Origin of the sequence: Pediococcus claussenii ATCC BAA-344 (assembly GCF_000237995.1) — a bacterium.
Classification (GTDB): Bacteria; Bacillota; Bacilli; order Lactobacillales; family Lactobacillaceae; genus Pediococcus; species Pediococcus claussenii.
This window is the reverse complement of sequence record NC_016605.1, coordinates 1-16,243: the sequence shown is the minus strand read 5'-3', so window position 1 is coordinate 16,243 and position 16,243 is coordinate 1. Positions and strand designations below refer to the sequence as shown.

Annotated in this window: 14 protein-coding genes; 1 reads left to right on the top strand and 13 read right to left on the bottom strand. The window is 38.1% G+C overall.

Annotated features, from left to right (window positions below):
- Window positions 1-10 precede the first annotated feature (10 nt).
- The 13 genes from PECL_RS00070 to dnaA form a co-directional block, all read right to left on the bottom strand.
- Complete coding sequence (locus PECL_RS00070; RefSeq protein ID WP_014214550.1) at window positions 11-1,219, bottom strand: MDR family MFS transporter; 1,209 nt, start codon at window positions 1,217-1,219, stop codon at window positions 11-13.
- A 73-nt stretch (window positions 1,220-1,292) separates the two neighbouring features.
- On the bottom strand, window positions 1,293-2,690 hold the full coding sequence (gene dnaB, locus PECL_RS00065) for a replicative DNA helicase (RefSeq protein ID WP_014214549.1): 1,398 nt from the start codon (window positions 2,688-2,690) through the stop codon (window positions 1,293-1,295).
- 23 nt (window positions 2,691-2,713) lie between these two features.
- Window positions 2,714-3,166: a 50S ribosomal protein L9 gene (gene rplI / locus PECL_RS00060; RefSeq protein ID WP_014214548.1), complete on the bottom strand. Its 453-nt coding sequence runs from the start codon at window positions 3,164-3,166 to the stop codon at window positions 2,714-2,716.
- Between the two features lie 6 nt (window positions 3,167-3,172).
- Entirely contained in the window at window positions 3,173-5,176 is a 2,004-nt protein-coding gene (locus PECL_RS00055; RefSeq protein ID WP_014214547.1) for a DHH family phosphoesterase, read from the bottom strand.
- A 193-nt stretch (window positions 5,177-5,369) separates the two neighbouring features.
- A complete protein-coding gene (gene rpsR, locus PECL_RS00050; protein WP_014214546.1) occupies window positions 5,370-5,606 on the bottom strand; it encodes a 30S ribosomal protein S18 in 237 nt (78 codons plus the stop codon).
- A gap of 19 nt (window positions 5,607-5,625) precedes the next feature.
- A complete protein-coding gene (gene ssb / locus PECL_RS00045; protein ID WP_014214545.1) occupies window positions 5,626-6,147 on the bottom strand; it encodes a single-stranded DNA-binding protein in 522 nt (173 codons plus the stop codon).
- A 49-nt stretch (window positions 6,148-6,196) separates the two neighbouring features.
- Window positions 6,197-6,487: a 30S ribosomal protein S6 gene (rpsF, locus tag PECL_RS00040; protein ID WP_014214544.1), complete on the bottom strand. Its 291-nt coding sequence runs from the start codon at window positions 6,485-6,487 to the stop codon at window positions 6,197-6,199.
- Window positions 6,488-6,665: 178 nt separating this feature from the next.
- The gene (gyrA, locus tag PECL_RS00035) at window positions 6,666-9,161 is read right to left on the bottom strand and encodes a DNA gyrase subunit A (RefSeq protein WP_014214543.1); all 2,496 of its coding nucleotides are present in this window, start codon (window positions 9,159-9,161) and stop codon (window positions 6,666-6,668) included.
- A gap of 43 nt (window positions 9,162-9,204) precedes the next feature.
- Entirely contained in the window at window positions 9,205-11,148 is a 1,944-nt protein-coding gene (gene gyrB / locus PECL_RS00030) for a DNA topoisomerase (ATP-hydrolyzing) subunit B (protein ID WP_014214542.1), read from the bottom strand.
- Between the two features lie 3 nt (window positions 11,149-11,151).
- Window positions 11,152-12,276 (bottom strand): DNA replication/repair protein RecF, encoded by a 1,125-nt coding sequence (recF, locus tag PECL_RS00025; protein WP_014214541.1) that lies wholly within the window; start codon window positions 12,274-12,276, stop codon window positions 11,152-11,154.
- 3 nt (window positions 12,277-12,279) lie between these two features.
- Window positions 12,280-12,504 carry a S4 domain-containing protein YaaA gene (gene yaaA, locus PECL_RS00020; RefSeq protein ID WP_014214540.1) on the bottom strand — a complete coding sequence of 75 codons (225 nt, stop codon included), beginning with the start codon at window positions 12,502-12,504 and terminating at the stop codon, window positions 12,280-12,282.
- Between the two features lie 325 nt (window positions 12,505-12,829).
- On the bottom strand, window positions 12,830-13,969 hold the full coding sequence (dnaN, locus tag PECL_RS00015; protein WP_014214539.1) for a DNA polymerase III subunit beta: 1,140 nt from the start codon (window positions 13,967-13,969) through the stop codon (window positions 12,830-12,832).
- A 180-nt stretch (window positions 13,970-14,149) separates the two neighbouring features.
- Entirely contained in the window at window positions 14,150-15,481 is a 1,332-nt protein-coding gene (gene dnaA / locus PECL_RS00010; RefSeq protein WP_014214538.1) for a chromosomal replication initiator protein DnaA, read from the bottom strand.
- A 515-nt stretch (window positions 15,482-15,996) separates the two neighbouring features.
- Here dnaA and rpmH point away from each other — a divergent pair.
- On the top strand, window positions 15,997-16,131 hold the full coding sequence (rpmH, locus tag PECL_RS00005) for a 50S ribosomal protein L34 (protein ID WP_014214537.1): 135 nt from the start codon (window positions 15,997-15,999) through the stop codon (window positions 16,129-16,131).
- Window positions 16,132-16,243: the final 112 nt, after the last annotated feature.

The window sequence follows — 16,243 nt, the reverse complement described above, 5'->3', positions numbered from 1 at the left end:
TTTTGAATATTTATTCAAATTTGGTGGTTCGCCGCTTGTTCATATCAATAATGAAAATAATTGCAACTAAGACAACTAAAATCGCTACCATTCCAACTGCATACAATGCCACAAATGATGTGGCCTCAACTAGTGCACTACCAATCAACGGACCAATCGAACGACCCGCCGATGGAAAAGATGAAGTTAATCCCTGATATTTTCCCTTTTGATCATATGGAGATAAAATATTTACAATCGCTGGAATTGATGGGAACGCAATTGCCTCTCCAATCGTTAGCACAATCATTGCCAATACGAAATGAATATATGCGCTGGCAACGGCCAAAATTCCAAAGGATGCCAGTATGAAAAATATTCCAAAGTATACTTGATGATAAGGATCCTTAAAAATACGTCCTCCAACAGAACTCAATAATCCTTGAACAACCAAAATGAAGAAACCATTTACTGTCCATAGGAAACTATACTCCCGTAGTGGAATATGTAATTTTAACATATAAATTGGAATTGTACTGTTCCACTGCTGGTAAAACACCCACATTATCAGTAATGAAAAGAGTAACGACATGATAATTACGACATTAGCTTTGGGGATTGCTGTAACACCTTGTTTTGTTGCAAATCCATCCTGTTGAACATCTTTATTTTCTACACGATGATGTTGGACTTCATCTGAAACACGATAAGTAAATAAAGCAACAAAAAAGAATATCGTAAATATTCCAACCGCAATCATAAACAACGGAGCAACGCTATGTTTAAAAATAACACCTACTAATGCTGTTCCCAGCATTACACCTAGATTTTGAACAAAGTACAACATATTAAACACGTAACGACCATCATGGTTGCGAATTGTTGTACCCAACGAGTTACTAATAGTAGCAATCCACCCTGTTCCAAATCCGATTAAAACCAACATAATTGGATAAATTGGCCAGCCGTTCCAAAAGATTAAAATTAACATTGATAACCAAGTAAATACGATTGCACCTAGCATTAGATAATAACTATCATATTTATCATATAAACGACCAGCAACGTAGGAACCAATAATACTGGCAACTGAATTTAAAAATAGAACCACACCAGCCGCAACAAGAGAATGACCTAGCTCTTGATTCATATAAATAGTTGTTAGTGGCCAAACAGAACTCATAGCAGTGCTGTCAATTAACGCACCTAACAATAGCCATTTTAACCTTAATTCGCGCATATATTTTCCCTCCTCACTTATAAAATAAAGAGGCGGAAGTTTTTAACTTCCAACCTCATTTTAAATTCAAAGCCTATCTTGAAGCCTCTGGCATGTATGCCAGCGATGAAAATTTATTATACGACTTAATAAATAATAAATTAACCGTTCCTCGTGCACCACTACGATTTTTTTCAATAATAACTTCTACTGGACCCACGTTAGCGTCTTCCTCATCACGCGGATCCTGATCTTGATCCTGATCATCATTACCATCATCACGATCATAGTAATCGTCACGATAAAGAAAGGCAACAATATCCGCATCTTGTTCAATTGAACCAGATTCACGAATATCCGACATGACTGGTCGCTTATCTTGTCGTTGTTCCACACCACGAGAAAGCTGTGATAATGCAATTACAGGAACGTTAAGCTCATTGGCAAGTTTTTTTAATTGACGTGAAATAGCAGAAACTTCTTGTTGTCGGTTTTCCTGCCCGGAACCTTCAATCAACTGCAAATAATCCACAACAATTAAACCTAAATTTCCTTGTTCTTTTGCCAATCGTCGACATTTAGCCCTGATTTCAGCCATCTTATTTCCCGGTGTATCGTCAATAAAGACATTGGCCTTAGCAAGTGAGCCCATCGCAATTACTAAACTTTGCCACTCTTCTTCACTAAGTTGACCCGTTCTCAAATGGTTAGCATCAATGCTTCCCTCTGAACACAACATACGATTAACCAACTGTTCTGCACCCATTTCCAAACTAAAGATTGCTACAGTTTTGTCAGTTTTAGTTCCAACATTTTGTGCAATATTCAGCGCAAATGCAGTTTTACCAACGGCTGGTCGAGCCGCAAGGATAATTAATTCTCCTTCATGCAAACCAGTCGTAATCTTATCAAGTTCTCGAAAACCCGTTGGTAATCCTGTAATCTCATCATTACTCTGGTACAAACGGTCTATTTCTTCCATCGAGGTTGTCAAAACATCAGCAATTGGTTTAAATCCTGCCTTATCACGATTCTCAGAAACTTCCATAATTTCGCGTTCTGCGTCATCTAACAGAGTTGAAATATCTTCATCTTGTCCGTAACCCTTTTGAACAATTGAGGTTGCAGTATCAATCAACCGGCGCAAAGTTGCCTTTTCTTGAACAATTTTGGCATAGTATACAACGTTAGCAGCAGTAGGAACCGATCCCGCTAACTCAGCAATATAACTAACCCCACCAACGTCTTCGATCAAGTTATGTGACGTTAAAGCATTATTAACCGTCAAAACATCAATTGCTTCATCAGCGTCATTTAAATCGACCATTATTCTAAAAATGCTTTGATGTGCGTGTTTGTAAAAATCATCTGGTGTTACAAATTCCATAGCATCCGCCAATGCATCGTTACTTAAAAAGATAGCACCCAGAACTGCTTTTTCCGCCTCAATATTTTGTGGTGGAGCCTGATTTTCTAAAATCCCATTATCCATTTAAATCACCTAGCCGAAACCAATTATTGCTCATCAACATGGACTCTAATCGTAGCAGTAACTTCTTGGTGCAACTTTACTGGAACGTTAGTATATCCCATTGTGCGAATTGGCTCCTTTAATTCTATCTTTCTCTTATCAATTTTAATCTTAAATTGTTGTTCAAGTGCCGTTGCAATTTGTTTACTTGGTATTGAACCAAATAGGCGACCATCTTGTCCTGCCTTTGCTTTAATTTCAACGACCGTTTTTTCATCCTCAAGGCGTTTCTTTAATTGTTGTGATTCTTCTAGAACAGCTTCTTCGTGCTTTTCTTCGGCTTTTTGTTGTCCCTTCAACTGACTAAGGGCAGCATTAGTTGCCTCTTTAGCTTTTCCATTTTTAATTAGAAAGTTCTGAGCATATCCGTCGGAAACGTTCTTAATATCCCCTCGTTTTCCCTTACCCTTTACGTCTTCTAGAAAAATTACCTTCATCGAAAATCACTCCTCTTCCTGTTCTTCTGGTTTTGTTAATAATTGAACTAGCTGTTCTTTTGCTTGTCCAACTGAAACATCCTTTATTTGTGTTGCGGCCATCGCTAAGTGGCCACCACCACCCATCTCTTCCATCAGAATCTGAACGCTCTCTTTTCCAGCACTACGGGCGGAAATTCCAACCGAATCTTCTGATCGACGGGTAATAGCAAATGAAGCTTCAACATTTGAAATTTGTAATAACGAGTCAGCGGCTTGAGCTGCAATTACTGGATCGTACTCACGCTCCTCTTCGCCAACACAAATAGCATATTTATTATCAATAAATTCAACTGATTCGATCAAATGATTTCGCTGAAGATAGCTATCAACACTTTCTTTCAACATGGCACGAATCTGATCTTCATCCGCTCCAACCGATCGTAAATAACTAGCTGCGTCAAATGTTCTAGTTCCAGTACGTTCAGTAAAGGACTTAGTATCAACTTCAATTCCAGCCAACATTCCGGTTGCTTCAATTGGCTGAATTGGTTCTCCATCATGTGATTGATATTCAAACATTTCTGTAATAAGTTCACATGTTGAAGAAGCATACGATTCATTATAAACTAACACCGGATTTTCTGGGAATTCAGTTCCGCGACGATGATGATCAATAATAATGACTCGCTCACTGAGCCTGTCAAATAAGTCTGGGGCCATCGTGATTGATTTTTTAGAATGATCCACCATTACCAACAAACTTTGCTCCGTAACCTTTTCCAAGGCTTCTTCCGATGTAATGATAGAATCTTTAATCTCGTCATTTTTATTCAGAGCTTCAACCAATCGTTGTACATCAGAATGCATACCGCCCTGATCCAACACAATCCAACATTGCTTATTGTTCATTTGTGCAATTCGCCTAATTCCAAGGCTTGCCCCAAGTGAGTCTAAGTCAATATGGGCGTGCCCCATTACAAAGACTTGATCAGCTTGTCCCATTAAATCTTGAACGGCATGGCTAATCATTCGCGCTCGAACTCGAGTACGTTTTTCCATTGGATTAGTTTTACCACCATAGAAACGAGCTTGTTTATCCTCTGCTCGAACTACAACTTGGTCTCCACCACGTCCTAGTGCTAAGTCCAAATTACTTTGTGAAACATTGGCCAACTTATTTAGGTCACTATCCCCATACGCAATTCCTACACTAAGTGTCACAGGAGAATTTTGTTTGGAGGTTGCTTCTCGAATCGTGTCTAATAACTTAAAATTATCCTTCTCAATTCGTCCGAGTGATTCATTATACATAATAATAAAAAAATGATCTGCATCTATTCGCCTTAAATAAATACCAAATTCTTGTGCCCAATCTGCAATTTGATTGGTAACAAAATTATTAAGATTTGAAACCTCGGAATCACTCATTGACTGGGTTATCTCATCGAAGTTATCCAGTGAAATTTGACCAATTACGATCTGATGCTCCGCATAGTTATGCTCAATCTCCGCATAGCGAGTTACGTCCATCAAGTAAACTGAACGCTGTTCTTTAGAAATTGTTAGGTCAAATTCGTTATTACCCCATTTAACGCGAGACGATTTTTGATCATCTTGATGATCATTAATCAACGTAGCGAGTTCTTCGTCTACATCTTCAATCGATCGTCCTAAAACCTGCTTATCACCTAAAAATTGTTGCAAAAATGGGTTTACCCACTCTATTCGATTTTGCTCACTATATATCAATATTCCAAGTGGCATATCAATCGTGGCATCTTGCTCAGCACGATCAACCCGAAATGAGAGGTCACTAATGTAGCGACTTGTTTCTTCGCCTAAATAACGTAATGTGCGCATACTAAAGAGCCCAGCAATCAGTACCAACACAAACATTATGCATCCAATAATAAGATTAATGTAAAATGCTAGTCCTAATCCCAGTAACGATAATCCCACGATTACAATTGCAAGAATTCTAAATCGGGCATTTTGCATAAAACTAGGAATTCGATCTCTTAAGTTCATACGTTACTCCTCAAAAATTACTAACAGATACTGTCATTTTACCATAGATTCCAGCTTGATGATGATTGGTAGCTCGTCAATATATTATCAAAATCACCATCATAACCGCGTTCTACACATCTCTCCAAAATTAATATTTAAAAATAAAAAAGCCACTTGAATATAAAATTCAAACAGCTTCTTCATATTAATATTAATCTTCTGCAACGAATGGTAACAAGCCCATGATACGTGAACGTTTGATTGCAATTGTCAAACGACGTTGGTTCTTAGCACTTGTACCACTGACACGACGAGGTAAAATCTTGCCTCGTTCTGAAATGAATCGTTTTAACAACTCTGTGTCTTTATAATCGATGTATTCGATATGGTTTGCAGCAATGTAGTCGACTTTACGACGACGACGGCCACCACGTTTTTGAAATGCCATAATGATTGACCTCCTCTAATTAGAATGGTAAATCATCATCAGAAATATCAATCGATTGACCACCATCCGCAAATGGATCATTCGGATTAGAACTAGGTTGTTGTGCACCATTACTGTTCTGACCCGCGTCAAATGGATTGTTATTACCTGACGATTGATTGTTGTTAGAAGGGGCAGGCTGACTAAATCCGCCTTCGTTACTCTGACGTTGTTCAGATTGTGAACGAGATTCAAGAAGTGAGAAATTATCGGCAACTACTTCAGTAACATAAACACGTTGACCTTGTTGGTTTTCGTAGTTACGCGTTTGAATACGGCCGTCAATTCCCACTAATGAACCTTTGCGAGTAAAATTAGCAAAGTTTTCAGCTGACTTTCTCCACATTACGCAGTTAATAAAATCGGCTTCACGTTCACCTTGTTGGTTAGTGAATTGCCGGTTAACAGCAAGTGTGAAAGAAACAACAGCTGCGCCACTGCCTGTGTATCGTAACTCAGGATCTCGTGTTAAGCGTCCAACGAGTACTGTTCGGTTAATCATATTAAATCCGCTCCTTCCTAAAATTGTATTCTGGTTTTATTGTTAATTATTAACGTACAACGATCATGTGACGGAGAATTCCATCAGTAATCTTTGAAATACGGTCAAATTCGTTAAGTGCTGCGTCATCGCTAGCTTTAACATTGACGATATGATAGATTCCTTCGTTGAATCCACCAATCTCGTATGCAAAACGGCGCTTTGACCAGTCCTTTGAATCAACAACTTCTGCACCATTATCAGTCAAAATCTTGTCAAAACGTTCTACAAGAGCGTTTTTTGCTTCTTCATCAAGATTTGGAGCAATGATGTATGTGATTTCATAGTTCTTAGGTTCCATGTGTTCTACACCTCCTCACGGTCTATTGGCCCCCTATCACAACGTAGGGAACAAGGAGAGTTGATCAATACTGACCACTCACGAATTAAAATTATATCACTTAGACCCACTCGACGCAATAAACAAAAACCTGATTAACGATACATAATTAAATACGTCGTTAATCAGGTTTAGCTTTTTAATTTTCAGGATTTGAAATTATTTCTTCACTTTCAGAATCTTCTTCATCAACTTCAGGAGCAACTTTTGCCATTGTGGCAACCTTTGAACCATCATCAATACGGATAACGTGAACACCTAATGTTGCACGGCCAGTTTGAGAAACTGTATTAATATTAAAACGAATCATCACACCACGATCAGTGATTAGCATGATATCTTCATCACCCTTAACCGTAGCTAGCCCAGCGATTGGTCCATTTTTCTCAGTGATATTAGCGGTCTTAATTCCTTTACCACCACGACCCTTTATTGGATATTCAGAAGCAGGTGTTTGCTTTCCATAACCTTTTTCAGTGATAACTAAAACATTGCTATCTGGTCTTAAAACATCAACACCAACCACGTAATCTTCATCACGCAAACGGATACCACGAACACCAGTTGCAGAACGTCCCATTGTTCGTACTGCTTCTTCTTTGAAACTGACAGCGTAACCCTTATGAGTTCCAATAATCATATTTTCACTACCAGTAGTAATGGCAACGTTGATCAATTCATCCTTATCCTTAAGGTTAATAGCCTTTAGACCATTACTTCTAATGTTTAAAAACTCACTGACAGCTGTTCGCTTAACGACACCTTTCAAGGTTGTAAAGAAGAGGCAACGTTTACTGTTATCCTCATCCCCATTATCCCGTCCAACGTTAATCACAGCTTGAACCGTTTCATCACTACTAATACCGAGTAAATTAATTACTGGAATTCCCTTAGCTGTTCGACTATATTCTGGAACCTCATAGCCTTTCATTCGATAAACTTTTCCAGCATTGGTAAAGAATAGAAGAACATCGTGAGTTGAAGTAGATACTAGGTGTTCGATAAAATCATCATCGTGAACCCCCATACCTTGGACTCCTCGTCCACCACGTTTTTGCGATTTGAATTCTGAAGTTGCCATTCGTTTAATATATCCGTTATGGGTTAACGTAACCATGACATCTTCTTCTTCAATCAAGTCTTCATCTTCAAGACTCAATACCTCACCAATCATAAGTTCAGTGCGACGATCATCACCAAACTTAGATTGAATTTCAAGTAACTCGTTATAAATAATTTCGTTGATTCGCTCTCTATGAGCCAAAATATCGCGATAGTCTTCAATTGCCACCATCAACTTATTATATTCGTCTTCAACTTTTGCACGTTCTAGTCCAGTTAACCGAACCAGACGCATATCAAGGATAGCTTGAGCCTGTTTATCAGATAATGAATAATTATTCATTAATTGGTCTTTAGCAACTTCAGCTGTTTGTGAACTCCGAATAATAGAGATGATTTCATCAATATGGTCCAGTGCAATTCGTAATCCCTCAAGAATGTGGGCACGTGCTTCTGCTTTTTTTAGATCAAACTCGGTACGTCGGCGGACCACTTCTTCTTGGTGTTCCAAATAGTAAGCCAAAATCTCTTTTAAACTTAAAATCTTTGGCGCGCCGTTTACGATTGCCAGCATATTAAATCCGAAAGTAGTCTGCATTAACGTCATTTTATATAAATTATTTAAAACAACTGAAGCACTTGTATCACGTCGAACGTCAACTACTACTCGCAAACCTTCACGATCGGATTCATCATTCACATCCGTAATTCCTTCGATACGCTTATCTCTAGCTAATTCTGCAATACGCTCAATTAACTTTGCCTTGTTAACCATGTAAGGAAGTTCAGTCACAATGATTCGTTCTCGGCCACTTTTTTCAGTATCAATATCAACTTTTGCACGCAAAATAATGGTTCCATGCCCAGTTTCATAAGCTTTTCGAATCCCAGACTTACCCATCACAATACCACCAGTTGGAAAATCTGGTCCGGGTAAGGCTTCCATTAAATCTGCTACAGTCGCTTCAGAATTGTTCATTAGAACGTGAATTGCACTAATTACTTCACTCAAATTATGAGGAGGAATATTGGTCGTCATACCGACGGCAATACCGGTTGCCCCATTAACGAGCAAATTAGGAAATCGTGATGGTAGAACAACTGGTTCACGTTCTGAGCCATCATAGTTTTCTTGGAAATCAACCGTGTTCTTATTAATATCACGCAACATTTCCATTGTAATCTTACTCATACGAGCTTCCGTATAACGCATAGCAGCAGCGCCATCACCATCAACTGATCCAAAGTTTCCATGACCATCAACAAGCATATAGCGATAACTAAAGTCCTGTGCCATTCGTACCATTGACTCATAAATTGCAGAGTCACCATGAGGATGATACTTACCCATTACATCCCCAACAATTCTAGCTGATTTTTTGTACGGCTTTTCAGGTGTAACACCTAATTCGTTCATTCCGTATAAAATACGACGATGAACTGGTTTTAACCCATCACGAACATCCGGTAAGGCTCGCGCAACAATAACACTCATGGCATAATCCAAAAATGATGTGCGCATTTGATTACTTAAATTGACATCCGTAATTCGACTTGGCAATTCTTCTGGCAAATCGTTCTACCTCCTTCGGTTTGGGTCACTTTTAATTAACTGATTAAATATCCAGATTTTGAACATACACAGCGTTATCTTCAATAAATTTACGACGTGGCTCTACTTTGTCACCCATCAACATTTCAAAGTCTGCGCTAGCGGAATCTGCATCTTCAGCAGAAACTCTTAGCAAGCGCCGATTTTCAGGATCCATGGTTGTTTCCCATAACTGTTCAGCATCCATTTCACCAAGTCCTTTGTATCGTTGAATAACTGGTTTTGGTGATGGTGGTAATTGTCCTATTACCTCATCAAGCTCTTCATCTGAGTCAATATAACGCGACATTTTACCCTGACGTACTTGATACAGAGGTGGTTGTGCAATATACACGAAACCGGCATCAATCATTGGGCGCATGTAGCGATAAAAGAGGGTTAGCAAAAGCGTTCTAATATGAGCACCATCAACATCAGCATCCGTCATAATAATTAGTTTATGATACTTGGCCTTTGATACATCAAACTCTTCACCAAATCCTGTACCTAGCGCTGTAAATAACGAACGAATCTCTTCATTAGCTAAAACCCGATCCAAAGTAGCTTTTTCAACATTTAAAATTTTTCCACGAATTGGTAAAATTGCTTGCGTTAAACGCGAACGCCCTGACTTAGCGCTACCACCAGCAGAATCACCCTCAACGATAAACAATTCACTGATTTTAGGATCTTTAGAAGTGTTATCAGCCAGCTTACCAGGTAAATTATTTAGCTCTAATCCACTCTTCTTACGAGTTACTTCACGAGCGCGCTTTGCTGCAATTCGTGCTTTTGAAGCTAAAATTCCCTTATCGACAATTTGATGCGCCACTGATGGATTTTCCAACAAAAATTTATTGAATGTCTCAGCAAACACCTCATTAACCGCCGTTCTAGCGTCCGAGTTACCAAGCTTCGTTTTAGTCTGTCCCTCAAATTGAGGATCAGGATGCTTAACACTCACAACTGCCGTCAATCCTTCACGTACATCATCCCCAGATAAATTGTCATCACTATCTTTCAAGATGCCACTCGACTTGGCGTAGTCATTAATTACTCTCGTAAGTGCTCGCTTAAATCCTTCTTCGTGAGTACCACCTTCGTATGTGTGAATATTATTAGTAAAAGTTAGTAATTTACTTTGGAATCCGTCCGTATACTGTAAAGCGACTTCAACTGTAATTCCCTTTGTTACACCTTCAACATAGATTGGTTCAGGGAAAATAACATCTTTGCCTTCGTTTAAAAACTCAACATAGTGCTTAATTCCACCTTCGTAGTGAAAATTATCTTCCGTCGGTGTTTCGGGACGCATATCCTTCAAAGTGATTCGTAATCCCTTATTCAAGAAAGCAAGTTCCCTAATTCGAGTTCTTAATACCTTAATATCAAATGTTGTTGTTTCTTGAAAAATATCTGGATCTGGTACAAAATGAACAATCGTTCCACGTGCTTCTGGATCCGTATCACCCTCGATTCGCATTGGTGTTTTAACTTTCCCCAACGCAAAATCAATATAGTAAATCTTACCATTACGTAAAACACGAGCATCTAATTCAGTTGATAACGCGTTTACAACCGAGGCACCTACACCATGCAATCCGCCGGAAACTTTATAACCGCCTCCGCCAAATTTACCACCAGCATGTAAAACGGTAAAAACAGTTTCCAACGCAGGTTTCCCAGTTTTCTTTTGAATATCAACCGGAATTCCACGACCGTTATCAGTAACTGTGATACTGTTATCTTTTTCGACAATCACATCAATTCGATCAGCAAATCCAGCTAGGGCTTCATCAATACCATTATCAATTATCTCCCAGACCAAATGATGCAATCCTTGTGAACTGGTTGACCCGATGTACATACCTGGTCGTTTACGAACGGCCTCCAAACCCTCTAACACTTGGATTTGGCTGGCATCATATTCCTTTGCTAATTCTGCTTTGGTTTCTTGTTCGTCTGCCACGCGCTATTCCTCCTTAGTTTCTTTTAAATCCCCATGATTAATATTAAAGACATGTGGTTCATTGATTAATTGTTGAGCTACACCACTTAAACTGGTTGTCGTAATGAAGGTCTGAACCTTATTTTGAATTGCCGTCAACAGATGTGTTTGACGACTATCATCCAGCTCTGAAAGAACGTCATCCAGTAACAACACTGGATATTCACCCGTTTCCTCTTGCATTAGATCAATCTCAGCTAATTTAACACTCAATGCTGTCGTCCGTTGTTGTCCTTGAGAACCAAAAGTTGAAACATTCTTATCATTCACAATAAAACGAACATCGTCCAAATGTGGCCCAATCATTGTTTTACCCTGTTGAACTTCTTTATCACGTTGTCGCTTAAACAAGTTCTGCAACCCATCATAAATTGACTCCACTGAAGATGCTTGATTCTCTTTTAAGGGCATTACATACTGAAATCGTAATATCTCTTGTCCTTGGGAAATCTCGTTATGAATAACCTGCGACCATTTTTCCAACTTTTTTAAAAAGGCGATCCGCTGAAAAACAATCTCGGCTCCAAAAGCAGCAAGTTGCTCAGTCAAAACATCCAAGTACACCAAATCCGGGTGCTCTTTAAACTGTAATTGTCGTAGATATTGATTACGTTGTTTTAAGACACTCCGATACTGTGATGAATTGTATAAATACTTTGGACTCATTTGCCCAAATTCCATGTCAATAAAGCGTCGCCTAACAGATGGCGCACCCTTAACAATTGATAGATCTTCCGGTGCAAATAAAATTACATTCAACTGTCCAATGTATTGTGAAAGCTTGCCCTGCTCAAGATGATTCACCTTAGCTTTCTTTCCTTTTGCCGTTATATCAATTTCTAACGGAACCGAAGTATGTTTCTTGCGAATAGTTCCTAATACGCGGGCGTCATGTCCCTCCCAATTGACCAAATCATGATCATTGTTAGTTCGATGACTTCTAGAGAAAGCCAGAAAGTAAATCGATTCAAGCAAGTTCGTCTTACCCTGTGCATTTTCACCCAGTAAAACGTTCACACCTGAACCGAATTCAACGTTCAAATCATCATAATTCCTAAAATTATGCAGCTCTAACGTTTCTAAGTACATTACTTAACTATTCTTCGCTGCAATCTTAAATACACCTTCACCTGGGACCTCAATCACATCATCTGGATATAGTTTACGACCTCGGCGATCATCATGTTCACTATTTACCAGTACAATGTTTTCTCTCAAGAACCATTTAGCCTGTCCACCAGACCCAATTATGGCTTCTTCTTTCAACATTTGTCCTAATGTAATGAACGGTGTATTAATTTTGATTATTTTTTCCATAAATTCACCCTCACAATACTTAATATTATACCTTTTTATAAGTAAAAATACAATTTCTACGCAATTTAAAGGCGTTTTTAGCCCTTATACCCCCTCTGAGTGTTTTTTATTTATTTAAGGCTATTTTTTCTTAAACTGGCATATATTAAATTTCACAAATTTTAGCGTTAATATTTACAACTTTTAATAATTTATGCAAACAAAAAAACCACGCAGTGTTAACTACCTGGTTTTCGGCTATAAACGTATATTTTCTAAAACATTAATCAGCAAATAAATATTAGTTATAGGTTTTTAGTATAGTTATAAATTTAATTAATAACCTTTAAAAGGTTCTAACCGGAGTGATCAACTGAACAAAGTTTTCTTGATCTTCCGTGGGCACCAATGTAAATGGACGTAACGCTGACGTGAATTCAACTTTAATTGTCGTTTGCCCGAACGACCGTAAAGCGTCTTTTAGATAATCAGGATTAAACGAAATTTCTAAACTTTCACCAGCAATTGATTTGGTAAGAACTTCTTCTTCAACATTACCAACCTCTGGCGAATCCCCAGAAATAACAACTGTTTGCGCGTTATCATCAATGGTTAATTTAACTACGTTGTTCCGTCCTTCATGTGATAACAATGATGCCCGTTCGATTGATGCTAGTAACTCAGGTGCTTCAAATTCCAATGTAGTTGAAGATTCAGTCGGAATTAAACGAGATGTATCTGGATAGTTTCCTTCCAACAAACGTGAATAGAACAAAGTTTCATCGAATGTAAATAAGGCCTGATTTTCTGAAATTTGCATTGAAATTGTTGCGATATCATCGTCCAACATACGAGTTAATTCAACCAAACTTTTGCCGGGAATAATAATGTCATAATTTGAGCTGATTTCAGTAGGCAACGTTATGATTCGTTGACTTAACCGATGGCTGTCTGTTGCTACTGCAGAGAGTTTATTTCCAGACAATGTGAAATGAATTCCAGTTAACACTGGGCGACTTTCCTGGTTAGAAACAGCAATTACAGTTTCACTTACTAGTTCGCTAAAGACTTTCGCGTCTAATTCAACGGTCGTATCGCTATCCACTTCTGGTAGTCGAGGGAAACTATTTGCATCTAATCCATTAATTGTAAATTCAGCAGCACCAGAAGTAATAATTGTTTGGAATCCATCAGAAACCTCTAACATCAAAGTATCGTTTGGTAATTTTTTAACAATTTCCCCAAAGAAACGGGCAGTTAGCACAATTGACCCAGTTTCAACAATTTCCAAATGGGCGTCAACGTCTGTAGTTTGTATAGTTGTTTCGATTGAAATATCTGTGTTACTTCCAGTCAAAATTAATCGATCATTTTCAGCAACTAATTTTAATCCAGTCAAAATTGGAATTGTCGTTTTAGATGATATTGCTCTTTGAACGGCATTTAATTTTTTAATGAATGCATTTCGTGAGATTGTAAATTTCATTATTGAAAACTCCTTTGTGTTAGGTGCTTTTTATTTATATTAATTATATATATAAAGATAATAGTAGTAATAAGGGCTGTGGATTCTGTGGAAAACTCTATTGAACCCTTGATACTAATGGAAAATCCTTGTGGATAACTTGTGGATAACTTTTAGTAGTTATTAACATTTATCCACAAATTAAGCTTTTAACTCACTTTTCAAATCCCCAATTTGACGTTGCAAATCTTCGTCATTTTCAAGGTCATCTTTTACTTTTTCGTAAGCATGAATTACCGTTGTATGATCTTTGCCGCCGAATTCAGTTCCAATTTGCGGAAGTGAGTTATCGGTTAGATCGCGTGCAAGGTACATCGCGATTTGACGTGGTGTTACGATTGATTTTACTCGTTTTTTACCTTTTAAGTCAGAGACAGTAACATGGAAATAGTCAGCAACCTTACTCTGAATGAGGGCAATAGAAACGTGTGCCAAATTTGAGCCAAAACTCAGGCTGCGTAGTGCTTCGCCAGCAAGCTCGGTTGTTATAGTAGCGTTTTGCAAAGTTGCATAGGCTTGAATCCGCGCCATAGCTCCTTCTAGTTCACGAATATTGGAATCAACTTGATCTGCAATAAATGTGAGAGTCTCATCTGGAATGTCAACATTGTCCGCGATGGCTTTTTCACGCAGAATAGCAATTCTTGTTTCGAGATTTGGAGGCGTGATATCAACGGATAGCCCCCATTTAAAACGTGAAACTAGGCGTTCTTGTAACTTCGGAATTTCATTGGGAATGCGATCCGAAGTTAGGACGATCTGTTTCTCAGCGTTATAAAGAGCTTCGAAAGTATGGAAAAATTCCTCTTGCGTAGCCTCTTTATCAGCAAAAAATTGTACATCATCCACTAATAAAAGGTCAACATTGCGGTACTTGGAGTGAAATTCATCTTGACGATTTTTTTGAAGTGAATTAATAAAATCGTTAGTAAAAGTTTCGCTAGTAACATATTTAACACGTGTATCAGGATTATTTTTGAGAATCTGGTGACCAATCGCGTGCATTAAATGAGTTTTTCCAAGTCCAACACCACCATAAAAGAAAAGGGGATTATACAAAGTTCCGGGATCTTCTGAAACAGCTAGAGCAGCGGCATGGGCCATTTGATTGCCACTACCAGTGACGAAAGTATCAAATGTATAACGACTATTTAATTGAGTGTCATCCTCTTCTTTTTTTTCGGCAGCCTGTTGCGCCTTATCTGGATCTGGCGCATTAGGATCTTTGATTACAAAAGCGGGAGTAATATCTGTGTCGGCAAATTGATAAGCATACTCAATAAACTTTTCAGCGAGATGTTTCTCCCAATAATCCTTATGTAAACTGGATGGAACCTTAATAGTAAGTATCTTATTTTTTAGAGAGACAGGACTAGCCACGGCAACCCAAGCATTGTAACTGGCTTTTGACATGCTTGAATCGTTTTCGAAAGCCGATCGAATCTGTTCCCAAAGTTGATTATAATCTGGCACTTTTTTCATTCCCCCAAAGTTTAATTAGCTAATAAAGTTTAGCATGAAAATCAAAAGTTTTCCACAGGGTTGTGGAAAACTAACAGAGAGGTTTTAACAGGGTGTGAAAAAGTTATCCACAGGTTAAAAATACTGTGAATTTAAGTAAGCCACTTCACTAGTTATCCACATGTAGTTGTTGATAATGGACACTGATATGACAGCATTCTCAGAAGTTATACACAGAAAAATCGAACTTGTGGATAACTTTGTAAACACCCTGTTTATTCTAAAAAAATTGTGAGTAACTCTGTGAATGGTTGGAAGAATATTAGGAAGTTATCCACAAGTTATTGGAAAATTTCTTTAAAAAAAGTGGATAACTTATTAGAACCGTTTTTGAATTTCTTATTTTAATTTTTGGGTAAATATGATAATATAGTCGAGTAATTGTTTTTAACAACTAAAACTGATTAATGATAATTAGTGAAACAACTTTCAACTAAGGTAAGTTGATTCCAGGAGGTGGAACCACAATGAAACGAACATACCAACCAAAGAAACGCCATCGTCAACGCGTTCACGGTTTCCGCAAACGTATGAGCACAAGCAATGGCCGTCGAGTATTAGCACGTCGTCGTCAAAGAGGTAGAAAAGTATTATCTGCATAAGATAGGCCACTGTCATTCAGTGGTCTTTTATTTTGCAAATTTTTACAGCATTTTATTCTGTTTTCTTCTATAATAGTAGAAGTACTAAATTTTCAGGGAGATTTGTGGTTAT